Origin of the sequence: Paenarthrobacter sp. NPDC018779, assembly GCF_044391085.1 — a bacterium.
Lineage (GTDB): Bacteria > Actinomycetota > Actinomycetes > Actinomycetales > Micrococcaceae > Arthrobacter.
Genome location: NZ_JBIRZS010000007.1, coordinates 124,230 through 148,136, shown reverse-complemented (window position 1 = coordinate 148,136; position 23,907 = coordinate 124,230). Strand labels below are relative to the sequence as shown.

At 64.3% G+C, this 23,907-nt stretch carries 26 protein-coding genes; 5 read left to right on the top strand and 21 right to left on the bottom strand.

Annotation, left to right across the window (positions count from 1 at the left end):
- Positions 1–4 precede the first annotated feature (4 nt).
- On the bottom strand, positions 5–439 hold the full coding sequence (locus tag ACH488_RS10535; RefSeq protein WP_397324046.1) for a (deoxy)nucleoside triphosphate pyrophosphohydrolase: 435 nt from the start codon (positions 437–439) through the stop codon (positions 5–7).
- Between the two features lie 131 nt (positions 440–570).
- Here ACH488_RS10535 and ACH488_RS10530 point away from each other — a divergent pair, with 131 nt between their 5' ends.
- On the top strand, positions 571–1,773 hold the full coding sequence (locus ACH488_RS10530; RefSeq protein ID WP_397324045.1) for an MFS transporter: 1,203 nt from the start codon (positions 571–573) through the stop codon (positions 1,771–1,773).
- Between the two features lie 138 nt (positions 1,774–1,911).
- Here the strand turns inward: ACH488_RS10530 and ACH488_RS10525 are convergent, their stop codons facing one another.
- The 4 genes from ACH488_RS10525 to infC all read right to left on the bottom strand — a co-directional run bounded on the left by ACH488_RS10525 (position 1,912) and on the right by infC (position 4,951).
- A complete protein-coding gene (locus tag ACH488_RS10525; protein WP_397324044.1) occupies positions 1,912–2,841 on the bottom strand; it encodes a TrmH family RNA methyltransferase in 930 nt (309 codons plus the stop codon).
- Positions 2,842–2,867: 26 nt separating this feature from the next.
- On the bottom strand, positions 2,868–3,542 hold the full coding sequence (gene rplT / locus ACH488_RS10520; protein WP_397324042.1) for a 50S ribosomal protein L20: 675 nt from the start codon (positions 3,540–3,542) through the stop codon (positions 2,868–2,870).
- A 119-nt stretch (positions 3,543–3,661) separates the two neighbouring features.
- Positions 3,662–3,856, bottom strand: coding sequence for a 50S ribosomal protein L35 (gene rpmI, locus ACH488_RS10515; protein ID WP_347110628.1), 195 nt, complete (start codon positions 3,854–3,856; stop codon positions 3,662–3,664).
- Between the two features lie 117 nt (positions 3,857–3,973).
- Complete coding sequence (gene infC, locus ACH488_RS10510) at positions 3,974–4,951, bottom strand: translation initiation factor IF-3 (RefSeq protein WP_397324041.1); 978 nt, start codon at positions 4,949–4,951, stop codon at positions 3,974–3,976.
- A gap of 377 nt (positions 4,952–5,328) precedes the next feature.
- Here infC and ACH488_RS10505 point away from each other — a divergent pair, with 377 nt between their 5' ends.
- Entirely contained in the window at positions 5,329–5,718 is a 390-nt protein-coding gene (locus ACH488_RS10505) for a DUF1844 domain-containing protein (RefSeq protein ID WP_397324039.1), read from the top strand.
- A gap of 80 nt (positions 5,719–5,798) precedes the next feature.
- Here ACH488_RS10505 and ACH488_RS10500 read toward each other — a convergent pair whose 3' ends face one another.
- The 8 genes from ACH488_RS10500 to ACH488_RS10465 all read right to left on the bottom strand — a co-directional run bounded on the left by ACH488_RS10500 (position 5,799) and on the right by ACH488_RS10465 (position 11,963).
- The gene (locus tag ACH488_RS10500) at positions 5,799–7,100 is read right to left on the bottom strand and encodes an MFS transporter (RefSeq protein ID WP_397324038.1); all 1,302 of its coding nucleotides are present in this window, start codon (positions 7,098–7,100) and stop codon (positions 5,799–5,801) included.
- 51 nt (positions 7,101–7,151) lie between these two features.
- Complete coding sequence (locus ACH488_RS10495) at positions 7,152–8,039, bottom strand: SseB family protein (RefSeq protein WP_397324037.1); 888 nt, start codon at positions 8,037–8,039, stop codon at positions 7,152–7,154.
- A complete protein-coding gene (gene priA, locus ACH488_RS10490) occupies positions 8,039–8,782 on the bottom strand; it encodes a bifunctional 1-(5-phosphoribosyl)-5-((5-phosphoribosylamino)methylideneamino)imidazole-4-carboxamide isomerase/phosphoribosylanthranilate isomerase PriA (RefSeq protein WP_397324035.1) in 744 nt (247 codons plus the stop codon). Before priA ends, ACH488_RS10495 begins: the two co-directional genes overlap by 1 nt.
- 31 nt (positions 8,783–8,813) lie before the next feature.
- Positions 8,814–8,972, bottom strand: coding sequence for a hypothetical protein (locus ACH488_RS10485; RefSeq protein ID WP_397324034.1), 159 nt, complete (start codon positions 8,970–8,972; stop codon positions 8,814–8,816).
- Positions 8,973–9,698: an imidazole glycerol phosphate synthase subunit HisH gene (hisH, locus tag ACH488_RS10480; protein ID WP_397324033.1), complete on the bottom strand. Its 726-nt coding sequence runs from the start codon at positions 9,696–9,698 to the stop codon at positions 8,973–8,975. It abuts the gene before it with no gap.
- Positions 9,695–10,321, bottom strand: a complete 627-nt coding sequence (gene hisB / locus ACH488_RS10475; protein ID WP_089594411.1) for an imidazoleglycerol-phosphate dehydratase HisB — start codon at positions 10,319–10,321, stop codon at positions 9,695–9,697. The genes hisH and hisB overlap by 4 nt, the downstream gene beginning before the upstream one ends.
- Before the next feature lie 64 nt (positions 10,322–10,385).
- A complete protein-coding gene (locus ACH488_RS10470; protein ID WP_397324032.1) occupies positions 10,386–11,525 on the bottom strand; it encodes a histidinol-phosphate transaminase in 1,140 nt (379 codons plus the stop codon).
- A 78-nt stretch (positions 11,526–11,603) separates the two neighbouring features.
- Positions 11,604–11,963 (bottom strand): LysM peptidoglycan-binding domain-containing protein, encoded by a 360-nt coding sequence (locus ACH488_RS10465; protein ID WP_397324031.1) that lies wholly within the window; start codon positions 11,961–11,963, stop codon positions 11,604–11,606.
- Positions 11,964–12,313: 350 nt separating this feature from the next.
- On the opposite strand from ACH488_RS10465, the gene lexA reads away from it, so the two are divergent.
- Positions 12,314–13,060: a transcriptional repressor LexA gene (gene lexA, locus ACH488_RS10460; protein ID WP_397324085.1), complete on the top strand. Its 747-nt coding sequence runs from the start codon at positions 12,314–12,316 to the stop codon at positions 13,058–13,060.
- A gap of 11 nt (positions 13,061–13,071) precedes the next feature.
- On the opposite strand, the gene ACH488_RS10455 is transcribed toward lexA, so the two are convergent.
- Together ACH488_RS10455 and hflX are read right to left on the bottom strand one after the other, a co-directional pair.
- Positions 13,072–15,129: an ATP-dependent DNA helicase gene (locus ACH488_RS10455; RefSeq protein ID WP_397324030.1), complete on the bottom strand. Its 2,058-nt coding sequence runs from the start codon at positions 15,127–15,129 to the stop codon at positions 13,072–13,074.
- On the bottom strand, positions 15,122–16,684 hold the full coding sequence (gene hflX, locus ACH488_RS10450) for a GTPase HflX (protein ID WP_397324029.1): 1,563 nt from the start codon (positions 16,682–16,684) through the stop codon (positions 15,122–15,124). Before hflX ends, ACH488_RS10455 begins: the two co-directional genes overlap by 8 nt.
- Positions 16,685–17,209: 525 nt before the next feature.
- Between hflX and ACH488_RS10445 the strand changes: the two genes are divergently transcribed.
- Positions 17,210–17,824, top strand: a complete 615-nt coding sequence (locus ACH488_RS10445) for a class I SAM-dependent methyltransferase (RefSeq protein ID WP_397324028.1) — start codon at positions 17,210–17,212, stop codon at positions 17,822–17,824.
- Here the strand turns inward: ACH488_RS10445 and dapF are convergent.
- From dapF to ACH488_RS10415, 6 genes are all read right to left on the bottom strand, one after another.
- Positions 17,805–18,773: a diaminopimelate epimerase gene (gene dapF / locus ACH488_RS10440; RefSeq protein ID WP_397324026.1), complete on the bottom strand. Its 969-nt coding sequence runs from the start codon at positions 18,771–18,773 to the stop codon at positions 17,805–17,807. The genes ACH488_RS10445 and dapF overlap by 20 nt on opposite strands.
- A gap of 37 nt (positions 18,774–18,810) precedes the next feature.
- Positions 18,811–19,734, bottom strand: coding sequence for a tRNA (adenosine(37)-N6)-dimethylallyltransferase MiaA (gene miaA / locus ACH488_RS10435; RefSeq protein WP_397324025.1), 924 nt, complete (start codon positions 19,732–19,734; stop codon positions 18,811–18,813).
- Between the two features lie 17 nt (positions 19,735–19,751).
- Complete coding sequence (gene miaB / locus ACH488_RS10430; protein WP_397324023.1) at positions 19,752–21,281, bottom strand: tRNA (N6-isopentenyl adenosine(37)-C2)-methylthiotransferase MiaB; 1,530 nt, start codon at positions 21,279–21,281, stop codon at positions 19,752–19,754.
- A complete protein-coding gene (locus tag ACH488_RS10425; protein ID WP_397324022.1) occupies positions 21,281–21,823 on the bottom strand; it encodes a regulatory protein RecX in 543 nt (180 codons plus the stop codon). Before ACH488_RS10425 ends, miaB begins: the two co-directional genes overlap by 1 nt.
- Positions 21,813–22,853, bottom strand: a complete 1,041-nt coding sequence (recA, locus tag ACH488_RS10420) for a recombinase RecA (RefSeq protein ID WP_364160281.1) — start codon at positions 22,851–22,853, stop codon at positions 21,813–21,815. Before recA ends, ACH488_RS10425 begins: the two co-directional genes overlap by 11 nt.
- 247 nt (positions 22,854–23,100) lie before the next feature.
- Positions 23,101–23,322, bottom strand: a complete 222-nt coding sequence (locus ACH488_RS10415; RefSeq protein WP_397324021.1) for a DUF3046 domain-containing protein — start codon at positions 23,320–23,322, stop codon at positions 23,101–23,103.
- A gap of 42 nt (positions 23,323–23,364) precedes the next feature.
- On the opposite strand from ACH488_RS10415, the gene ACH488_RS10410 reads away from it, so the two are divergent.
- Positions 23,365–23,901 carry a MarR family winged helix-turn-helix transcriptional regulator gene (locus ACH488_RS10410; protein ID WP_397324019.1) on the top strand — a complete coding sequence of 179 codons (537 nt, stop codon included), beginning with the start codon at positions 23,365–23,367 and terminating at the stop codon, positions 23,899–23,901.
- The last annotated feature ends 6 nt before the right edge of the window (positions 23,902–23,907 follow it).

Below are 23,907 nucleotides of genomic sequence, written 5' to 3'. Positions count from 1 at the left end.
GCCCTTACAGCGCGGAGGCGGCCACGCGTTCCAGCAACGCCCGCACGATGGGAAAGTCGGCGGGGATCCATTCGAGCTCCAGGACTTCGTCCCCGTCGAGGGATACCCACCGCAGTTCATCATGGTCTTCCAAGGGGCGGGGCTCTCCGCCGGTCAGTTCAGCGAACCACACCCGCATCGCGGCCCGCTCATTCAGGGTCCAGCCGGTGGCGCAGCCGGACTGGAGTTCCTCGCCCAAGCGGACAGTGACGCCCAGTTCCTCTATGAGCTCCCGATGAAGTGCCGCTTCCGCAGACTCCCCGGCTTCCACCTTCCCCCCAGGGAACTCCCACATCCCCGCAAACTGGGGAGGCGCGGTACGGCGTGCGGCCAGGAGAAGGGCAGGAGCTGTAAGGGAGTCGACCACTGCCGCGCCCACCACGTTGATCAATGCAGTCACTGGACAAGTCTAGGGGTGGCGGGACCATGGGCATCATCACAAAACACAGCCCCGCGGGCCGCCGGCCACTAAACTTGACCTCGGATTTTCTTCCTACCCCGGCCCCGGGAACACCCTCACGAAGCAGGCTTATGACTACCACCATGTCCCCACCCACCTCCCGTCCCACGAGGCGCCACCTCGGTTTGGCCATCTTGTCGCTGGCCATGGGTGGGTTTGCGATCGGCACCACCGAGTTCGCCATGATGGGGCTTCTCAAGGAAGTGGAGGACGGGCTCCGCATCAGCACGCCCCAGGCCGGGAACCTGATTTCGGCCTACGCATTGGGCGTGGTCATCGGCGCGCCGGTCTTCGCGGCCTTCGGCGCCAAGCTGCCCCGCAAGCACCTGGCGCTCGGACTGATGCTTTTCCTGTCCATCGCCAACCTGACCTCCTTCATCGCACCGGATTACGGCCTCATGCTGTTGTCCCGGTTCGCATCAGGACTCCCCCACGGCGCCTACTTCGGTGTTGCCGCGGTCATCGCTGCCAGCCTGGTGGCACCGACCAAACGCGGCTGGGCCATTTCCATGGTCATGGCCGGACTCACCGTATCCAACGTCATCGGCGTACCCCTGGCCACCTGGGTGGGACAAACGTTCGGATGGCGGCTCCTCTTCGTCATTGTCGGTGCGATCGGTCTGGTCACGGTGTTGATGGTCTGGAAGTTCGTCCCCTTCGAGCCGGTCCATCCGGAGGCAAGCATCAGGCGCGAACTAGGTGCCCTCAAGCGCCTCCAGGTTTGGCTTGCCCTCTTGATCGGCGTCATTGGCTTTGGCGGCTTCTTCGCCGTGTACACCTACATCGCCCACACCATGACCAGCGTGGCCGGTATCCCGGAGAGCCTCATTCCAGCGGTTGTAGCCCTGTACGGCGTTGGCATGGTGGTGGGCAACATCATCGGCGGCAGGATCGCTGACCGTTCCGTCATGGGGACCATCTACGTGGTGATGCCCGGCATCGCCGTGGCACTGGTGGTGTACGCCATTGCAGCCCACTGGGCTTGGTCCGCCTTCCTCATGGCGTTCGTCGTGGGCGGCATCGGTTCCATGTTGACGCCGGCTCTCCAGACACGGCTGCTCGACGCGGCACCCGGCGCCGCCTCCTTGGCCTCCTCGTTGAACCACTCGGCCCTCAACATTGCCAATGCCCTCGGAGCGCTCCTCGGCGGAACCGTGATCGCTTGGGGTTGGGGCTACGTTGCTCCGGCGCTGGTAGGCGCCGTCCTCGCCGTGCTCGGGCTCGGCGTCGCTGTGATCAGTGGCCTGGTGGAACGCAGGAGGCCCTTGGCCTGACAGGTGACAGAAACCAAAAAGCGATCGGCTCCGCAGTGCGGGGCCGATCGCTTTTGCTTTGTCCTGTCCGGCGTCCGCGGTGCCCATGGTGCTCCTCGTGGCCACCAGCAACACCGCACCCGGAGCGTGACTACTTACTTAGGCATTACCGCCGGCGGTAGCGCTGGTGAATACCGCTCCTTGCTGGGAGCGGGCACTGGCGTACAGGCACACAGTGGCCGCCGTTCCCAGGTTGAGGCTTTCGGCTGAACCGTAGACGGGCACAGCCACCCGATGGTCGGCCAGGGCGAGTTCCGCCTCGGAGAGACCCTGTGCCTCGTTCCCGAAGAGCCACGCCGTGGGCTCTTCCAGCGCGTAGTCCGAGGCAACATCCCCGTTGCCGAGCCGCCGTGCGGCGTTCTCGTCCTGCAGTTTGTCCAGGTTCACGGTGCCGTAGCCGTCAGCTGCCAGGATGCCAATCCCACGCGCCTTGCAAAGCGCCACGAGTTCCTCGACGTCGGCGCCGAGGACAACAGGAAGGTGAAAAAGGGAGCCAGCCGTGGATCGCACGGCCTTCGGATTGTAGATGTCCACGCTGCTGCCTGTCAGCACCACAGCGTCCGCGCCTGCTGCGTCCGCGGCCCGCAGGACGGTTCCCGCGTTACCGGGGTCGCGCACTTGGCACATCACGGCAAGAAGGCGGGGACCGGCGTCGAGCACGCTCTCAAGGCTGACGTCCACAAAGCTGCACACGGCCACAACACCCTGCGGATTGACGGTATCCGCCAAGGCGGCCAACACATCATCGCTGGCCAGCCGGAGTTGCGTGCCGCGGGCCAGGTCGGCAAGTTCGGGAAGCCTGTCCAGGCACGCTTCGCTGGCAAAGACTTCATGGACGACGGCGGCACCTCCGGCCGCGAGCCGCTCCCGGTGGAGGGTCAGCGCCTCCCGCACGGCCTGCGGTCCTTCAGCGAGGAACCGGCCGCGCTTTAAACGCGCCGGGCGCCCGGCAAGTTTGGCGACATCCCTCACCCGATCAGCTCGGGGGTTGGTCATCGTTATTTCTTGCGGGCGCCCGGTTTCGTTCATATAAAGAACTTTAGTGGCAGTTGCGACTAGTTCTTGATCTGCTGGCGGGCTTCGCCACCTGCAGGCTCGAAGCCTGCAGCCTTGGCAGCCTCAACGGTGGAGAACCAGTACTCAGCAGCGGTGTTCTCGTACCAGGTGGAACCCGGAACGTGGTACTTCTTGGACTCGGCGTTGCCCTTGATGGCGTGGCCCTCGGGAGCACCTTCACCCTCAACGGCCGCGATGGCACCGTCGATGGCGGGCTTCTCGGAAACAACAGCCTTGACAGCAGTGGCCGTGGCAGCAGCGGAAGCCACCTTGGCAGCCTTCGGAGCAGCTTCAGCCTTGGCCGGAGCGGAGGTGTCAGCCGGCAGGGCAGCCTTGGCAACGTTCACCAGGGCGGTGAAGGCGTTGGCGTCGGAAACAGCCAGTTCGGCGAGCATGCGGCGGTCAACCTCAACCTCAGCAGCCTTCAGGCCCTGGATGAGACGGTTGTAGGTGAGGCCGTTGGCGCGGGATGCAGCGTTGATGCGCTGGATCCAGAGGCGACGGAAGTCACCCTTGCGCTTGCGGCGGTCGCCGTAGCTGTACACAAACGAGTGCAGCAGCTGCTCTTTTGCCTTGCGGTAAAGGCGCGAACGCTGACCGCGGTAACCCTTTGCGCGTTCGAGGACAACCCGGCGCTTCTTGTGGGCGTTGACCGCCCGCTTCACACGTGCCACGTGCGTACTCCTTCAGAAATCTTTATCCCAAGCTGCTACTGCCGGATCTCCGGCTGGCCTGAGAAGGCTTTTGGTGTAGTCGGTCCCCGCCGGACGGCGGCAACCTAAGAGCTTGGAACTTAGACGCCCAGCATCTTCTTGATGACCTTGGCGTCGCCCTTGAAGACGATCTTGTCGCCGGCGAGGCGACGGGTCAGGGTGGTGGGCTTGTGCTCCAGGTAGTGGCGGCGGTTGGCCTGCTGGCGCTTCAGCTTGCCGGTGCCGGTCAGCTTGAAGCGCTTCTTAGCACCGCTGTGGGTCTTCATCTTCGGCATGGGAACCGATCTCCTTACGTATCCACGGACAGTGTCCGCAGTTCTTTCGTGCAGCCTGCCTCCAAGGGCCGGCGTGCTGGTTGCTTGCCTTCGGAGCGGAGCTCCTTGGGCGTCGAACTAGTTGGTCTTGCGTGATGCAGGCTTCGGCGCGGCCTTGGGGGCCGTGGGCCGTGCGCCCGGCTTGGGAGCTGCAGGCTTTGCCATCGGCTTCGGAACCGCCGGAACGGCAGGCTTCGGAGCGGACGGGACAACCGGCTTCGGAGCTTCCTGAGCAGGTGCCGCTACGGGAGCGGGAGCCGGGGCTTCCTCGGCAACAGCGACTTCCTCGGCAGCAGGGGCTTCCTCAGCAACCGGCGTTTCCTCCGGAGCCTCCGAGACCGCGGGTGCTTCGCTGACGGGAGCTTCCTCGGCTGCCGTCTGCGTGGCTTCCTCGACTACTGGGGCTGCGGTTTCCTGCGTGGCCTCTTCCTCGGCGGCGGTGAAACCGGCAGGAAGGAGGTCCGCGAGGGACTGCGTCATGGGACCCTGGTCGCCCGAGGTGTCCACGCGTGCTGCCGCCTTGGCCTCGTTCTGGGCCTTGGCTTCGGCACGCTGTGCAGCGCGGCGGGCTTCGGCCTTGGCCTCGGCCTTGTTCTTGAGCGGACCGATCACCATGACCATGTTGCGGCCATCGATGCGCGGGCTGGACTCAACAACGCCAACCTCGGCAACGTCTTCGGCGAAGCGCTGCAAGAGGCGGATACCCATTTCGGGACGCTGCTGCTCGCGGCCACGGAACTGGATCATGGCCTTGACCTTGTCACCGGCACCGAGGAAGCGGAGGGCGTGCCCACGCTTGGTTTCGTAGTCGTGCTTGTCGATCTTCAGGCGGAAGCGGATTTCCTTCAGAACCGTGTTGGTCTGGTTCTTGCGGGCTTCGCGTGCCTTGACTGCGGCCTCGTACTTGTACTTGCCGAAGTCCATCAACTTGCAAACAGGAGGCTTAGCCTGCGGGGCAACTTCAACGAGATCGAGATCGGACTCGGCAGCAAGACGCAGGGCGTCCTCAATGCGGACAATTCCTACCTGTTCGCCGGCAGGGCCGACCAGCCGCACCTCGGGGACGCGGATACGCTCATTGATTCTTGGCTCGCTAATGTTAAAGCTCCTGTGGTTGTGGTGAGTTTCACCGGCAAAAAGAGAAGGCCTCCAATTGCTGGTGCAATCGAAGGCCTCGAAGATCGGTGCAGCCCCACGAAGGGGCCAACTGCGCTTCCGGCAATGCCGTGAAGCGTCCGACCAGGTTACCCGGCAACCTTCAAGTCCCGTGAGGGAAACGGCTGACGCGGGTGGGAGAGAACTCCGCTTGCAAACTGAAAATCAATTCTACAGAAATAACCCGCCAAGCGCACATTCACACGGCGGGCACAGACTGCACTTCCACTAAACGTAGAAATAACGACTTCCAGTCGGTCTGTGACAAGCTTACCAGTATGAGCACTGAAGACAGCAATCACCGCAACTCCTTCGGCGGAGACGCGGCAGACTCCGGAGTCTCCCAGCAGATCCGCGACATCGCCGAAGTTCCCGCCGTCGAGGTTATTACCACCGGCGCCGTGCACCTCATGAGCGCCGCGGCGGTCAAGGTTGGCCTGGCCGACGATCCCCACGCGGAAGACCTCAAGGACCTTGACGAGGCCCGCAAGCTCATCACCGCCCTGGCTGGACTGGTTACCGCGGCCGCCCCGGAGATCGGATCCCAGCACGCCGGTCCCTTGCGCGATGGCTTGCGGTCCCTCCAGCTGGCATTCCGCGAGGCTTCCCTCATCCCCGACGCACCGGGCAAGGGTCCGGGCGAAAAGTTCACCGGCCCGGTGAACTAGCGCCCAGCCCAGGCAACAAACGACGACGGCGACCCAACCTTTCGGTTCGGGTCGCCGTCGGCGTTATGGCCCAAGCTGCCTCAGACGCGGGCGGCTCGGCGACGCAAGGACATCAGGACGAAACCTGCGACGCACAGGACGACGCCGGCAGTACCCACCGCAGCGAAGCCCCCGGACGGTCCCACATTGTCGATGAACACCCCGGCGAGCGGCGCACCCAGGGCCACACCGGCCGTCAGCGCCGAACCGTACCAGCCCATGGCTTCACCACGCCGTTCCTCGTCCACAAGGTCGGCAACCTTCTCCGAGGACGCGGACAGCACGGGCGCGCACAGCAGGCCGGGGAGGATCGACAGGAACGCCAGGGTCCAGGTGTCCCGGGCAAAGCCCATGGGGATGGTCAGCGCGGCCATGCCGAGCAGGAGGAGCATGGGCGATACCGGACGGTTCATGGCGCCGTAAACCAGTCCACCGACCACCGAGGCAGCACACCAAAAGAAGAACACTATGCCGATCTGGTTCTGGTGGCCTCCCCGTTCCAGCAGGCCAACAATGCTCACGTCCGAGCCACTAAGCACCATTCCGGAGCCTGCCGCCACGGCGAACAGAGCAGCAACAGAGACGGTAAACCACGTGAAATTACGGGCGACGCGGCTCCGCAGGCCATTCTTGGAAGCCGAAGGTGCCATTTCCGAGGCAGCCTCCTGGACATGGGCGGGTGCGGAAGCAACCATGGCAGCCTCGGCGGCGGAAAGATCGGCTGCAGCCCGCTCCGCGGACTCCTCAACGGAGCAGGGATCTTCGGTCCGCGTTGGTGGGTTGAACCAGATCAGGAACAACCCCGCAACGGAAACCGACACTCCCACGGCCGTCAAGCCCAGCGCCGAGAATCCGCTGGTGGCAACAATGGCGCCGATGGCCGGCCCGATCATGAACACGAGCTCGGTGGCTATCGAGTCCAGTGCGAAGGCGCCGCGACGCTGTTCACCATCCACCATCACGCCCAGCGACTGCCGGACCACACTGAAGATGGGCAGAGTGAACAGCCCGCCCACGAACACCAGGGGCAGCAGCCACTGATAGGAAACGTGCGGCACGATCGACCAGATCACGGTCTCGGAAACGACGGAAGGAATGAGCGCCTTCCGCAGGCCCACCATGTCTACCCGGCGCCCACGCCAGGGAGCGCCCAGCGCGATCCCGATGGTCATGACGGCCGCGGCCGCTCCCGCAGCGGCATACCCCTCCCCCAGGGTCAGGACGATGTGCAGCGTCAGCAGGACCCCGGCAGCCGAATGCGGGATGCGGGCCACCATGCCCACCAACAGCAACCGCCGCACAGGGCGGATGGACAGCATCTCCTTGTAGAGAGCGAAATTCACAGCCAGTTTCCTCTTGTTCCCCAAGGCAGCCCCGGGAAACGGGTACTGCCGTTAATGCTGCGCGGGCTCCTGTGCTGCACGCTGCAGTTTTACTTCAATGGAATCAACGCCCTCGGCAAAGGAATCCATCCTTGCCCAGGCGTCGTTCAACTGGGCCACGAGCGCTTGCACCGCTACGGCGTCCAGCCCGTCCTCAAGGAACAGCACTACCCGCAACTCCGGTCCCGCCCCACCGCCGGGCACCTGGCGTCCATCGGCCGTCAGGGACGCTACGCCCGCACCGGGCTGCGTCTCAAGCCTGCGGACCGTGCGGAAACCAGAAACCGTGGAAGCGAGAGCAGCCTCCAGTTGATCATCAAGGTAGGACGGCGTCCAGTCCTTCTGCTGGGCAAGCGCCCACATGGCCGGGCGCCGCACCACGAACGTGTAATCCGAGCCCGGGTCCAGGACCAGCAGTTGCGCACCCTCGGACACAGCGGAAAGTGCTGCCCTGGCCGCGTAAACAGCCACGGGGCGGGCCTCCGGATGCCATCGCCCCAAGGCATCAGCAGAGGTGAAGACCGGCATGGCCGTCCTGCCGTCAGGAGCCTTGAGAGTGACCAACGCCATATCGGCCTGCTTGTCGGCGTGGAGCCCGTCCACGCCTTCGGCCTCCTCCGCGAGCGTCGCCACCACGGGCACGAAAACCCTGGCCGTGGCCAGCGCCGACACCACGTCTGCCTCGCTGCCCGCGCCCTCCAACAAGGCCGCCACTGCGGCGAGGTAACCGGAATCGGCCGAGCCGTCGTCGTCCTCGAAGTTGTGGATCTTGGCTGCGTCGCCGTCCAGGCTGCGCCCCGCCCACGGCTGCCCGGCGGAATCGGTGGGTCCGCCCGCGCCGGCCAAGGCGGCGGCTATGTGGCCGGGAAGCTCCCGACGGTGTTCCTGGTGTCCTGCCATCAGCGGCGGCCGGCGACGTCCAGCGCTTCGGGGAGCGTGAAGGCACCGGCGTACAGCGCCTTGCCCACGATCGCACCCTCAACGCCCAGCGGAACCAACTCACGGAGTACGCGGAGGTCCTCCAGGCTGGAAATACCACCCGACGCCACCACCGGCTTGCCGGTCTTCTCCACCATCTGGCGGAGCAGGTCGACGTTGGGTCCCTGCAGCGTGCCGTCCTTGGTCACGTCGGTGACCACGTAACGGGCGCAGCCGGCGTCCTCAAGGCGGGCCAGGACCTCCCAGAGGTCGCCGCCTTCCTTGGTCCATCCGCGTCCAGCCAGCGTGGTTCCGCGGACATCAAGCCCGACGGCGATCTTGTTGCCGAAGCGCTCGATGGCGCGGCGGGTCCATTCCGGGTTCTCCAACGCAGCCGTACCGAGGTTCACCCTGGCAACGCCGAGGGCCAGTGCGCGTTCCAGCGACTCATCGTCGCGAAGCCCGCCGGACAACTCCACCTTCACGTTGAGCTGGGAAACCACGTCGCTGATCAGGTCCGCGTTGTTGCCCCGGCCGAAGGCGGCGTCGAGGTCCACCATGTGCACCCACTCAGCACCGGCTTCCTGCCAGTTCAAGGCTGCTTCAAGGGGCGTGCCATAGCTGGTTTCCGAGCCCGCCTCGCCTTGCAGGAGGCGGACCGCTCGGCCGTCAACAATGTCGACGGCGGGAAGGAGTTCCAGAACGGACTGTGCGGGCGTGGTCATGTGTGTCCTTGCAGTTGGTGGGAACGCCGGGCTACTTGCCCGGAAGCGTCAGGAGGTAGGCGGCCAGGAGGGACATCCCGGCCAGCACGTAGAAGGAAATGGAAACCCAGAGGGGCTTTTTCTGCTGGTGGAAGGAGATGCCCCCACCCACCAGGAGGCCGGCGAGCCCCATGAGCACTATGGACCACATTCAGGCGGCGCCTTCAGGTTTCCGCAGGCCGTCCACCCAGTTGCGGAGCAGCCTGGCCCCGGCATCACCGGATTTCTCCGGGTGGAACTGTGTAGCGCACAGCGGCCCGTTTTCCACCGCGGCGATGAAACGGGCTCCGTGCTCGGACCACGTCACCATGGGCGGAGCCATACGGGGCTGGACAACGTCGAAGTTCCATTCCTGCACGCCGTAGGAGTGCACAAAGTAGAACCGCTCAGCCTCCACTCCGGCGAAGAGCTTGGACCCCTCCGGAACGTCCACGGTGTTCCAGCCCATGTGCGGAACCACAGGGGCTGGCAGGAGCTCCACCTTGCCCGGCCATTCAGCCATACCTTCGGATTCGGTACCGTGCTCCACGCCGGCCTCGAACATCACCTGGAGTCCAACACAAATGGCGAGGACCGGCCGGCCACCGGCAACGCGGCGTCCGATCATGCGGATGCCGTCAACGGCCTTGAGTTCCTTCATGACGGTCTCGAACGCACCGACGCCGGGAACCACCAGTCCGTCAGCGTTCAGCACGTCTTCCGGCTTGGCACTCAACACGACGTGGGCGCCTGCGCGCTCCAAGGCCCGCACCGCCGAACGCACGTTTCCCGAGCCATAATCCAGCACCGTAACCGTGGGCTTGCCCTCAGGCGATTCGGGCTTTGCCGAAGCTGACGCGTCAGTCACCGCGCCGTCTTTGAGGATCTGGTTGCTCATAGTGCTCCCTTGGTGGACGGAATACCCTCCACGCGGGGATCGGATTCAACGGCCGCGCGGAGTGCCCGGGCGAACGCCTTGAACTGCGCCTCAACAATGTGGTGGGGGTCGCGACCTGCCAGGACGTTCATGTGCAGGCAGATACCTGCGTGCAGCGTGATGGCTTCGAACACGTGCCGCGTCAGTGAACCAGTGAAGTGCCCCCCGATCAGGTGGTACTCCTGGCCGGCGGGCTCCCCGCCGTGCACCAGGTAGGGGCGCCCGGAAACGTCCACGACTGCGTGAGCCAAGGCCTCGTCCAGGGGAACGGTGGCCTCGCCGAAGCGACGAATACCTGCCTTGTTTCCCAACGCAGTCCGCAGGACCTCGCCGAAGGTGATGGCCACGTCCTCGACGGTGTGGTGCGCGTCGATGTGCGTGTCCCCCGTGGCCTTGACCGTCATGTCGATCAAGGAGTGCTTGCACAGCGCAGTCAGCATGTGGTCGTAGAAAGGGACCGAGGTGCTGATGTCCGAGACACCCGAACCGTCCAGGTTGATCTCCACCAGGACAGAAGACTCACTGGTGGTGCGCTCCATGCGCGCGGTACGGGCAGCGGACGGCGTGGCGCCGGTTTCGCTCATTTGGGGAACGTCCTTAACACGAAAAGGGAAATGGATCTGGGGACAAGTCTAAGTGGGTGGCTTCTTATCCGTGGCGGGGGGCCATGCCGGGGGCCACACCGGCGTCGCCGGCCAGCAGCGCCTCCAATGCTTCCAGGAACGCCGTGGTCTCCCGCTCGGTACCGGCAGTGACACGCAAGTGCCCAGGGATGCCAACATCGCGGATCAGCACTCCAGCGTCGAGCAACCCCTGCCAGATGGCTTGCGGGTTCTCCAAGCCACCAAAGAAGACGTAATTGGAGTCCGAAGCGGCCGGCTTGAGGCCCATCCGCAGCAATTCAGTGACGATGCGGTCGCGCTGGACCTTGATGTCCTCGACGTCGGCCATCAGGGCCTCCCGGTGCTGCAGGGCCGCCAGGGCCGTCGCCTGCGTTACCGCCGAGAGGTGGTACGGCAAACGGACCAGGCGGATGGCATCGGTGACCTCGGGCGCCGCAGCCATGTAGCCCAACCGCGCACCGGCCAGGGCGAAGGCCTTACTCATGGTGCGCGAAACAATGAGCCGTTCGCGGCCCGGCAGCAAGGTCAGGGCACTGGGCGTGTTGTCGTGGGCGAACTCGTGGTACGCCTCGTCCACGATCACGATCGCCTGGCTGGCCTCTCCGGCTTCATAGACAGCCTCCACGACGTCCAGGCCGAGACCCGTTCCGGTGGGGTTGTTGGGCGAGCACAGGAAGACGATGTTGGCGCCCGCCTCAGCCACCTGCGCGGCGGCGGACGCCGCGTCCAAACTGAAATCCTCGCCACGAACACCACGGACGTACTCCGTGTCGGTGCCACTGGCCAGGAGCGGGTACATGGAATACGTGGGAGGGAAACCAAGGGCCTTGCGGCCGGGACCACCGAAGGCCTGGAGGATCTGCTGGAGGACCTCGTTGGATCCATTGGCCGCCCAAATGTTGGCAGGACTGAGGCCATGGCCCAGGAACTCCGCCAACGCTTCCCGCAGTTCGGTGAATTCGCGGTCCGGGTAGCGGTTCAGTCCGGTGGCTGCAGCGGCCACGGCTTCGGTGATCGCGGCCTGGACATCGGCCGGCACGCCATGGGTGTTCTCGTTGACGTTGAGCAGAATCGGAACGTCAAGCTGCGGTGCGCCATAGGGGCTCAGTCCACGCAGGTTGGTCCGGAGGGGAAGTCGGTCAAGTCGCTCAAGCTGGTCAGTCACCCCACCAGTTTAAGGGGCGCCGGTGAGTGCCTCGTAACTGTGACGCATGGACGGGATTCACGCCAACGTCCGGGTGGACTACTTGGCAGGAACAAACAATTGCTGGCCAGGGGTGATGCGTCCGCCGCGGAGGTCATTCAGCTGGATGATCTCCGCAATGACATCCCGCGGGTCACGCTCGGGAGCGGCAGCCCCGGCGATGCCCCACAGGGACTGACCAGGCTGCACTGTCACGCTGACGGCGACTGGCGGCTGCAGTTGCGACGGGGAATCCGAAGCCTTGGCCGGCGAGTTCAGGAAGCCCGCAAAGCTAAGCAACGCGGCCACCAGCAACATGGCCGGGATGCCAAAGAAAACGATCCGCCCGCGCCGGGTGAGCCGGATGCGGGTGGGTGCCGGCGCGTTGCGGAACTCGTGGAACGTTGTGACTGCGGACATGAGCTGAGCCCTTCTGAGCGATTGCCTGGTCCCGGGAACCAGGACCCTGCTGCCAATACCTTGTGTTCACCGGCGTAGCGGCGATATTCGAACACTTTCTTCGAACATCGAACCCAGGAGCCGGATTACTAGAACACATATTCGAACCTTGCTTTGACATTTTTAGCACTTATCAACGAACGGTGTCGAGACTCGCTAGAACAAATGTTTGATAAACGCTGGTGCCTGGCCTACGTTTGAGTGAAGAAACAGGCACAGATGCAGTGCATCAGGAGGGTCTGACATTTTTGGACCCACATCCCGGCAGCACTCTGAACGCCGCCGGGCGGAACGGAAGGGCAATGGCGAACATGGCAGCGAAGGCCACAGGCGGCGGGGCACCCCTGCGGAGCCAACAGCCCACCAAAAGTCCCAAAAGCCTGACTGTCCGTCAGAAGAAGATCCTCGAAACCATCCAGCGTTCCGTCAATGAGAACGGCTACCCGCCCAGCATGCGCGAAATCGGCGATACGGTGGGTTTGGCCAGCCTCTCGAGCGTCACCCACCAGTTGTCCCAGCTGGAGAAGCTCGGTTACCTCAGGAGGGACCCCAAGCGTCCTCGCGCCATGGAAGTCCTCATGCCACTGACCCTTGACGGTGGTGCCACCATCCCGGGAGTGGAAGCACCCGCAACGTTGCGCAGTACCGGCGGCCTCGCCGTAACGGAGCTGGCAAGTGCCAGCGACACTGCGCTGGTTCCCTTGGTGGGTCGCATCGCTGCCGGTGGCCCGATCCTGGCCGACCAGACAGTGGAGGACGTCCTCCCCCTCCCCCGGCAGTTGGTGGGCCATGGCGAACTCTTCATGCTGAAGGTAGCCGGCGATTCAATGATCGATGCCGCCATCTGCGATGGCGACTGGGTTGTTGTCCGCCGGCAGAACGACGCCATCAACGGCGATATCGTGGCAGCCCTCCTGGACGATGAGGCCACGGTCAAAACATTCCGGCAGCGCGACGGCCACACCTGGCTCCTCCCCCAGAACACGCAGTACGAGCCCATCCTTGGCGATCAAGCCACCATCATGGGCAAAGTCGTGTCGGTGTTGCGCTCCCTTTAGGGACCGTCTTCCTATCGCCCGGTCCGGGCCAGCCTTTCCAAGGCGCCCTGGACGATCTTCCGGTCCGTCGTGGCCCAGAAGGGCGGCAAGGCAGCCCGCAGGAACCCGCCGTACCTTTCGGTGGAAAGCCGCGAGTCGAGGATCGCCACCACGCCCTTGTCTCCCGTTGACCGGATCAGCCGCCCTGCTCCCTGCGCCAGGCGGATAGCGGCATGGGTCGCCGAGACGGCCATGAACCCGTTTCCACCGGATTGGGCCACAGCACGCGACCTTGCCGTCATCAGGGGATCATCGGGCCGTGGGAAGGGGATCCGGTCAATGACCACCAGGCGGCACGAACCACCCGGCACGTCCACCCCCTGCCACAGGGACATGGTGCCGAAAAGGCACGTATCCGGTTCGTCGGCGAACTGCTTCACCAGCGCCGCCATGGTGGATTCCCCTTGGCACAGGATGTCCACATCGATCCGCAGCCGCATGGCATCTGCAGCTTCCTCGGCTGCGCGCCGGGAGGAAAAGAGGCACAGCGCTCCCCCGCCGGAGGCACGGATGAGGTCCTCAAGCTCGTCCAGGGCTTCGGGCGATGTTCCGCGTCCGGGCTTGGGCAAGTGCTTGGCCACGTAGAGTACGCCCTGCTTCGGATAGTCAAAGGGCGATCCCACGTCCAGGCCCGTCCAGCTGGGAGCCCCGTCCCCCAGCAGGCCCAGCCCGCCGGCGGCCGGTTCGAAGGCCGAACCAATGGCCAGCGTGGCAGATGTCAGAACCACTGTGTGGCCCGCAAACAGCCCTTCCCGGAGCCGTCCGGCCACGCTCAGGGGAGCAATGTTGATGAGGGCGGGAGCTGTTTCGTCAGGCTGCGAGTAACCCTGCTGGGGATCGAAGGTGCTGTTCCTGGAGAACCACACCACCTCCCGGTTTTCCTTCGCGGCCAGTAACCTCTCGGACAGTTCCAGAATGAGCATGAGCCGCGAGCGGGCCAACTGGCGTCCACCGTCCACCGCGTTCGAGGAATCCGTTTTCGAATCGGACAATGCGGCCCTGGTGGCGTCCCGGAGCTGGTCCAGGCAATCAAGCTGTTCGTCGTTGAGGCCGTTGGGCACCAAGCCGCTGGGAACTCCAACAAGGGCCAGGTCCAGCCGGTCCGCGGCCGCGTTCAGGGCATCCACAGTGATGGCCGTGTGCTTGCGTGCGCTTGAGGCCGCAGCATGGATCATGGCCACGGACAACTGGCCGGAAACGGCCCCGGTGACCCGGTCCTGGAGTTCGTGGGCTTCGTCCACCACCACCACGTCGTACTCCGGCAGGACAGCCAGTCCTTCAAAGGCGCTCACCGCGAGCATTGCGTGGTTGGTGACCACCACATCAGCCTCGGCCGCCCGGGCGCGTGCCTGCTCGCTGAAGCATTCCTCCGCCATGGGACACTTCTGCGCCCCCAGGCATTCCATCGAAGTAACTGAAACCTGGCGCCATGCACGGTCTGTCACGCCCGGCATCAGTTCGTCGCGGTCGCCCGTGGCGGTCTTCTCCGCCCACTCGCGCAGCCGCACCACTTCCTTGCCCAGTTGCGACGACGGCCCGCCCAGCGATGCGGCGAAGTGCGGCACGCTGGTGTCCTCCCCGAGAGAGAAGAGCTGTCCTTCGGACGGTTCTTCGCTGGGAAATCCGCCCTCGAGCTTTTGCAGGCACACATAATTGGCCCGGCCCTTGACGAGCGCCACGTTCACGGGCCGTTCCAGGGCCGGGTTGATGGTCTCCAGCAGACGGGGAAGGTCCCTCCCCACGATCTGTGTCTGGAGGGCCAGGGTGGCGGTGGACACCAACGTGGGCTTGTTGCTGTCCATGGAATGGGCGATCAACGGGATCAGGTAAGCCAAGGACTTACCCGTTCCCGTTCCCGCCTGGACCAGCAGGTGTTCCCCGGACTCGATGGCCCGGGCAACGTGCTTGGCCATTTCATGCTGGCCAGTGCGGCTTTGGCCGCCCATGCCTGCAACAGCCTTGTCCAACAACTCGAGGGTGAACTTCTCCCCCACCGACGCAGCGGGTTCCGCCGCCACCTTCTCAACCATTGCTGACGAACGACTCCAGCTCGGCAGCAAGGCCCTCGCGGACCATCGCCACCACGCGCGTGCCGTTTTCCTCGTGCTCAAGGCTTAGGATTTCGGCGTCGGAGTTGTGCAGCTTGTTGATCATCTCGCCGCGGTTGTAGGGAATGAGCACCTCCAGGCGGACGCCCGGCCGCGGAATCGACTGGCTGATGGTCTCCAGAAGTTCGGCAATGCCCTCGCCCGTTCGAGTTGAAACCACGGCGTGGCGCGGTTCCTTCTGCCTGAGGCGCTCAACGACGAACGGATCCGCCACATCCACCTTGTTCAGGACGATGATTTCCGGAACCTTCCGGGCGTCGACTTCGCTGAAGACCGTCCGCACAGCGGCAATCTGGCCTTCGGGATCAGGGTGCGAGGCATCAACGACGTGGAGGATCAGGTCCGAATCGGCCACTTCCTCAAGCGTCGAACGGAATGCCTCCACCAATTGTGTGGGCAGCGAGCGGACGAACCCCACAGTATCGGCCAAGGTGTAACCGATGCCGTCGGGCGTTTGGGCCTTCCGGACCGTGGGATCCAACGTGGCGAACAGCGCGTTCTCCACCAGGACACCGGCATCCGTGAGGCGGTTGAGCAGTGAGGACTTGCCGGCGTTGGTGTAGCCGGCGATCGCAACGGAAGGAACGGCATTACGACGGCGGTTGGCCCGCTTGGTCTCGCGCGCCGGTTTCATCGCGGCGATCTCCCGGCGCAACTTGGCCATCCGGGTACGGATGCGCCGGCGGTCGAGTTCGATCTTGGTTTCACCGGGACCACGGGAACCCATGCCGGCCCCTGCGCCACCCACCTGGCCACCGGCCTGGCGGGACATGGATTCACCCCAACCACGGAGCCTGGGGAGAAGGTATTCCAGCTGGGCCAGTTCCACTTGGGCCTTGCCCTCACGGCTCTTTGCGTGCTGGGCGAAGATGTCCAGGATCAACGTGGTGCGGTCAACAACCTTGACCTTCACGATGTCCTCCAGGCCACGCCGCTGGGACGGCGAAAGCTCGGTATCCACCACCACCGTATCGGCGCCGGTGGAGGCGACGATCGCCTTGAGTTCCTGGGCCTTGCCCGAGCCAAGGAAGGTTCCGGGATCCGGCTTGGTGCGGCGCTGGACCAGTCCATCCAACACCTCCGAACCGGCGGTCTCGGCAAGCGCCGCGAGCTCACGGAGGGAATTTTCGGCATCAGCCAAGGTGCCCTCGGTCCAGAGGCCCGCAAGGACTACGCGCTCAAGGCGCAGCTGCCGGTACTCAACCTCGGTGACATCCTCGAGTTCCGTGGAAAGGCCTGCCGTCCGGCGGAGCGCGCGGCGTTCAGCAAGGTCTTCCTGCTCGCCGTCGAAAATGCTGTGCTCTTGGTCAAGCGTGGAGATTGCTTGGGCTTTGCCAAGAACGCCCTTGGCGTCAGGATCCCCGGAATCCTGGGCTGGTACATCCTTGGACAGAATCCGGTCGATGACGGCCTGGATCTCTTCAGGACTCATGTCCTGGGCGTCGGAATCGGATCCGGAGTGCTTCTGGGTGGTCATGGTCTCCTTAGACTGTTCGGCAATTCCAGAATAATGCTGTTTGCTGTGCGGCGCGTCGGTATTCGCGCTGGGCTGACGTGCTTGGGCCAAAAGGGCCTCCTGGAGCGTGGCCGGCAGCCGGATGGCGTCCGGCTGGCCTGGCTGGTGGGTGGTGGCGGTTGGATCCGCGCAGAGGTCCGGTCCGGCTGAAGACTGCCCATCCTTTCCGGTTGCTCTCACGCAAGCCGGTCAAGCCTGCAAGCAGCCAGGCCGGGTCAACGGAGCATGGGGGCGGATGGTGCAGCGATCTTCTGAGCGCCCACTCCCCGGAAAGGGACGCGGACTGAGCCGGGGAACCTGCCGGGCGGAATGGGCGGCGCTGGTCACGGAAGGTGATTCGGCAGCGCGGTCCTGCATCGCGGGCAGAGCCATGGGCTGATTACTCAAAGATCAAGAACATGCCTTCCACGGTAGCATCCCGTGTCAAACGGGCCCTTCCGGGCTGCAGTTTCCCAAGGCGCCGATCGCCAACTAATCTGGCAAATTATGGAGTCTGCACACTATTTCAGCGCCCAACCCGCCGGTCCCTTCACACGTAAGGCTTTGACGGTGGAACTGGCCGGAGCTACCCGGCACCTGCAGACCTCCTCCGGGATTTTCAGTCCGGACGGCATAGACAAAGGAACGGCGATCCTGCTCTCCGACGTGCCGCCGCCTTCGCCCCGCGGAAACCTGCTGGATATCGGCTGCGGCTGGGGTCCGATTGCGTTGACCATGGGGCTGATGGCCCCGTCAGCGCAGGTGTATGCCGTGGATGTCAACGAACGCTGCATCGCCTTGACCAATGAGAACGCGGCCTCGCTTGGGCTCGGCAATGTGAAGGCGAGCCTTCCCGACGAAGTAGCCGCCGACGTCGAGTTTTCCACCATTTGGTCCAACCCGCCCATCCGGATCGGCAAGGACGAACTTCACTCACTCCTGCTGACCTGGCTGCCCAGGCTGGCGCCGGGTGGCAACGCATGGTTGGTGGTCCAGAAGAACCTGGGCTCGGACTCCCTGCAGCGATGGCTGGCGGCCGAATTGGACAAGTCCTTCACGGTGTCCCGTGAAAGCACCTCCAAGTCCTTCAGGATCCTTCGCGTCAGGAAAGCGTCCCTTTAGCGACAATGACGGCTGGGCCGCTGAGTTCAACATGCTCGCGGCCATCCGGTCCCGGGAAGAACTTGACGTCCACCACGCCGCCGGGAACGTTGACGTGCCACGCGTTCGGCGCGGTACTTCCCGCCCAGTGGCGAATGGCAACGGCGGCTGCACACGCCCCGGTGCCGCAGGACTGGGTTTCACCTACGCCGCGCTCGTGAACCCGCATGGTGATTGATCCGAAGCCATCGTGGACCAGTGGCTCCGCGGGGACGACGAATTCCACGTTGGTGCCGTTGGCGGGCTTCGGATCCACCACGGGAGCCTTGAAAAGCTGTGTGGCCGACAATTCAGACAGCTCGGCCAGTGCCACCACGGTATGGGGGTTTCCCATGCTGACCGAAAGGCCAGGGCGGGCCACCTCGAGTCCGTCCGCGCTCACCAGGGCATCCATGGCCTTGGAGGTGGCTTCGGCCGGGAAGATGAACTCCCACGGGCCCATGTCCACGGCGTAACCGTTGTCCGAGCGGACGATCTTCTTGATCCCGCCACGGGTTCCGATGGTCAAGGCTTGACCGGGACCAAGCTCAACCAGGCCCTGGTCGATGAGGAAGTGGACAAAGACCCGAACGCCGTTGCCGCACATCTCGGACAATGAACCGTCGCCGTTGCGGTAGTCCATGAACCATTCCGCCGAGGAATCCTGCTCCAGCAAGGCGCGGCCTTCGGGCAGGTCGCGGGACGGCACGGCCCGGATCAGTCCGTCTCCGCCAATGCCGCGGTGCCTGTCGCACAACTGTGCCACTTGGTCCGCAGTGATCTCGTGGACGGCCCCGGGGTCAGCGATCAGCACAAAGTCGTTTCCGGTTCCGTGGCCCTTTGAAAAGGCCAGGCCTGACAGCTTGGCTTCGGGCAAAGTGGCCTCGGCAGCACCGGGCTGCGGGGCGGAAACTGCGGTGGTCTGATCCATGAATCTAGGCTACCTGCCGCTGGTCTTCGGCCAGAAATCACACGGCCGTGGTGAGGGCAACGGCTTTCGCAACAAGGGCCGGGTCCTGCCAATCGAGCCAGTGGATCCGCGGGTCCGCCCGGAACCAGGTCAATTGCCGCCGGGCGAGCTGCCTTGTTGCCACGATTGTTTCCTCGGCCGCTTGGGGAATGCCCGCCTGGCCATCCAGGACCTTCAGGAACTGTGCGTAGCCCAACGCCCGCGATGCCGTCTTGCCTTGCCGCAGGCCCGCCGCGTCCAATCGTTCCACCTCGTCCAGGAGACCCGCGTCCACCATCCGGTGGACGCGGTCCGCCAGCCGGTCCCGAAGAACGTCCCGGTCCACCGAGAGCCCCACTTGGATTGCCGGCTGGAAGTACTCGCGTTGGGGCATGAACGAACTGAAGGGCCGTCCGGTGAGTTCGTGGACTTCCAAGGCCCGGATCACCCGCCGGGCGTCACCCAGCCTGGCCGCCGAGACCGGATCGACGTGTTCCAGGCGCGCCCGGAGCGGGGACAGGCCAGTGGCCGCACACTCGGCCTCCAGCCGCTGGCGGATCACGGGGTCCGTACCCGGAAATTCGAGGACGTCCAGTGCCGCCCGGACATACAGGCCCGAGCCGCCCACCATGATGGCACGCTTGCCGCGCGCGTGGATGTCCTGGATGGTCCGTCGGCATTCAGCCTGGAAACCGGCCACACTGGCTTCCTCGGTGACATCCATGGTGTCCAGCAGGTGGTGCGGCACGCCCCTGCGTTCGTCCATGGTGATCTTGGCCGTACCGATGTCCATGCCACGGTAGAACTGCAGGGCATCGGCATTAATGACTTCGCCGTTCAGCGCGAGGGCAAGCTCAACGCCAAGGTCCGACTTTCCCGAACCGGTGGGACCCACAACGGCAATTATGGGCAGCACGGACGTATCCGGCCCTTCAGGGTGCATGATGCGCCAAGCCCGGTTCAGCGGCGGACAGGAATGGCCGGCATGCCGAGCGATACACCGGTCTTCGTGCTGCCGGCTCCCGGAGCAGGAACCCCGCAACTGTCAGCCTGCGCACGATCCCATGCGTCGCCAGCCCTGGAGCGGCGAAGAACGTAGTCCGCGGGTCCGGCGGGATCGGCCATAAGGTGGAAGGCAGCGGCCTCGGTGATGGTTACGGTGACGAAATCACCGGGCCGGGGAGTCTCGGAACCTTCGGGCACCGAGAAGTGCACCAGCCGCTGGTCCCTGGAACGCCCTGACAGCCGATGCGTCTCCTCCGCCTTGCGACCGGACTGCGCCGTCACGAGGATTTCGACGCTGCGGCCGAGCTGCTTGGCATTCTCCTCGGCAGCGATCCTGTCTTGGAGGGCCGTCAACCGCTCGTAGCGTTCCTGGACAACGGCCTTGGGCAACTGTTCGGGAAGATCGGCAGCGGGGGTGCCTGGCCGCTTGGAGTACTGGAACGTGAAGGCCGAAGCGAACCGGGACTGTTCCACGACGTCCAGGGTGGCCTGGAAGTCTTCCTCGGTCTCGCCGGGGAAACCCACAATGATGTCCGTGGTGATCGCCGCATTGGGGATCCGTTCACGGACCTTGTCCAGGATGCCGAGGAATTTGCTGGAGCGGTAGGAGCGGCGCATGTCCTTGAGCACCTTGTCCGAACCGGACTGCAGCGGCATGTGCAGCTGCGGCATGACGTTGGGTGTTTCTGCCATGGCGTCGATCACATCATCGGTAAACGCTGCGGGATGCGGGCTGGTGAAGCGGACACGCTCCAGGCCTTCGATGGCGCCACAGGCCCTCAGCAATTTGGAGAAGGCCAGGCGGTCGCCGAACTCCACGCCGTAGGAATTCACGTTCTGGCCCAGCAGCGTCACTTCAACAGCGCCGTCGTCCACCAGCGCCTGGATCTCCGCAAGGATTTCACCGGGGCGGCGGTCCTTCTCCTTGCCACGCAGCGACGGCACGATGCAGAAGGTGCAGGTGTTGTTGCAGCCAACGGAGATGGAGACCCACCCCGAATACACAGAATCACGCTTTGTAGGCAGCGTCGAAGGGAAGACGTCGAGTGACTCGAGGATTTCCAGCTGGGCCTCGTTGTTGTGGCGTGCCCTGTCCAGCAAGGCCGGGAGCGCCCCGACGTTGTGGGTTCCGAACACGGCGTCCACCCACGGCGCCTTCCGGACAATGGTTTCGCGGTCCTTCTGGGCCAGGCACCCGCCCACCGCGATCTGCATTCCCGGGTTGGCGGCCTTGACCTGGCGCAACTGCCCGAGGTTCCCGTAGAGCTTGTTGTCCGCATTCTCGCGCACGGCGCAGGTATTGAACACCACGACGTCGGCAAGCTCGCCTTCAGCCGGCACGTACCCGGCGTCCTCCAGGAGTCCGGCCATGCGCTCGGAATCGTGGACGTTCATCTGGCAGCCAAAAGTCCGGACTTGATAGGTCCGTGGCTCAAGGGAGGGCTGCACTGATTCTGCTGAAGGGGAGGGAATGGTCAAACTCACTACTCAAGGGTACCGGCTTCGTCCAGTACCTCACCGACGATCCTGAACGCCAGGGAGGGCGCGTAGCCCTTCCTGGCCAGCATGGAGGCAAGCCTCCGGGTGTACTTGTCGCGCTCGGCACGGTCCGCAAGGTCAAGTCCGGGCCTGAGCTTGCGCTGAACGAGCTCCCGAGCAGCCCGCTCTTCATCCTGATCGCTGAGCTGGGACAGGGCCTCTTCGGCATGGTCCAGCTCGATGCCTTTGTCCGACAACTCACGGCGCAGCGCACCCTTGGCAAGTTTCTTGCTGTGGGAACGGCTGCGGACCCACATGCGGGCGAACTCCGCGTCATCAATGAGCTGCACTTCTTCGAAGCGGTCCAGGACCGCTTCGGCGACATCCTCGGGAACCTTGCGCTCCGCAAGTTTGCGCGCCAACTGAAGCCGGCTCCGCGGCGCCATGGTCAATTGACGCAGGACGATGGCACGCGCCACGGACTCGGGGTCAGGCTCGGGATCGTCCGCGATGGGCGAATCCGGGTCCGGCCCGAACCTATCCGTCAACGGCCTTCAGCTTCGGGGTGTCCTCTTCGGGCTTGACGCCAACGCCCAGCTTCTCCTTGATGAGGCGCTCCAGTTCCTGGGCAAGCTCGGGGTTGTCGCGCAGGAACCGGCGCGAGTTCTCCATGCCCTGGCCCAACTGGTCGCCATCGTAGGTGAACCACGAGCCGGACTTCTTGATGATGCCGTGCTCAACGCCCATGTCGATGATGCCACCCTCGCGGGAAATGCCTTGGCCGTAGATGATGTCGAACTCCGCGACTTTGAAGGGCGGGGCCATCTTGTTCTTGACGATCTTGGCCTTGGTGCGGTTACCCACCGAGTCCGCGCCTTCCTTGAGCGTCTGGATGCGGCGGACATCGATGCGGACGGACGCGTAGAACTTCAGGGCCTTACCACCGGTGGTGGTTTCCGGCGACCCGAAGAACACGCCGATCTTTTCACGCAGCTGGTTGATGAAGATGGCGGTGGTCTTCGTCTGGCTCAGGCGGCCCGTGATCTTTCGCAGGGCCTGGCTCATGAGGCGGGCCTGGAGGCCGACGTGCGAGTCACCCATCTCGCCTTCGATTTCCGCACGCGGAACGAGCGCGGCCACGGAGTCGATGACGATGATGTCCAGCGAGCCGGAGCCCACCAGCATGTCCATGATTTCCAGCGCCTGTTCACCGGTATCCGGCTGCGAAACGAGCAGGGCGTCCGTGTCCACGCCAAGCTTTGCGGCGTAATCCGGGTCCAGCGCGTGTTCGGCGTCGATGAAGGCAGCAATGCCGCCATTACGCTGGGCATTGGCTACGGCGTGGAGGGCAACGGTGGTCTTACCCGAGGATTCCGGACCATAGATCTCCACGACACGGCCACGGGGCAGCCCGCCAATGCCGAGGGCCACGTCCAGGGCGATGGAGCCGGTGGGAATGACCTCAATGGGAGCCCGGGTATCGTCTCCCAGGCGCATGATGGAGCCTTTGCCGAATTGCTTGTCGATCTGGGCAAGCGCTGCTTCGAGCGCCTTCTCACGATCCGGGGTTGCCGCCATGGTTCACACCTCTGATGCTTTCTCGCTGTGGAGTGGCCTGAACGGCCGCTTTCCTTGTCATGTCTGACGCTATTACGGGGCCCTGACATTTTTGCCCAGCCCGCTTTGCCTATGTGGAAAACAGCTGCGGACTGCGTAGGAAATCGCCGCTCAGGATCAATTTTCCTCTCACAGGAGCATATCCCCATCCGAACAGATATTCGAACAATGCGGCGGCGTGTCACCAGCCAAGATCCGTGCTGCGCGCCTAGCTGATGGGCTTGATGTCCCTGCCCAACCGCCGTTCGAGGGGGACGTCCTGGACATCGCAGACCGCGATCCAGACCTCGCGAGGAGGGAATCCCGCGGCGAGGGCGTCAACCGCAGTCCGTCCCCCGACGCCTGCCAGGACAAGGGAACCTGCAAGGACCCGGGAATAGCCCGCGCCGAATTCGTCGTCCATCAATCGCCAGAAGTCACTCGCCCTCACGGATAGAGTCTCTCATGCTTGCCGGACCTTAGAATGGTTGCCATGAGCAATCCTCTTCCCAGCGCGCCCGCTCCGGCCGTTGCCAGTGACGACGTGGACGACGCCCTTCAGCAGGTGGAACACCAGCTGAGCCTGCTCTGGCGCCGCGCCCGCTCGATTTCGCATCAATTGTCCCGCCAGGTGCACCCGGACATGGAACCGGCCGCCTATGGCCTGCTGACCATCATCCGCCGTGAGGGTCCCATCCGGCTGACGGACCTGGCAACCTGCATTGGCGTGGGAAAGCCCTCAGTGAGCCGGCAGATCGCCTTCCTGGAAGGCATCGGCCTGGTCTACAAGGAAGCTGACCCCCAGGACGGCAGGGCACAGTCCATCCGTTTGACGGACAAGGGCGAAGAGAAAATGCACCAGGTGCAGGACGCGCGCCGGCAGGTCTTCCGCGAAAGGCTCGGCGAATGGCCGCTGGAAGACGTCAAGACCCTTGCCGATTACATGGGCCGCCTCAACGCCGTCTACAGCGATCCCCTCCTCAGGGAGGTTCCCCTCAAGGACAACGACCCGGGCGACGCCACGGACTAGGACGAA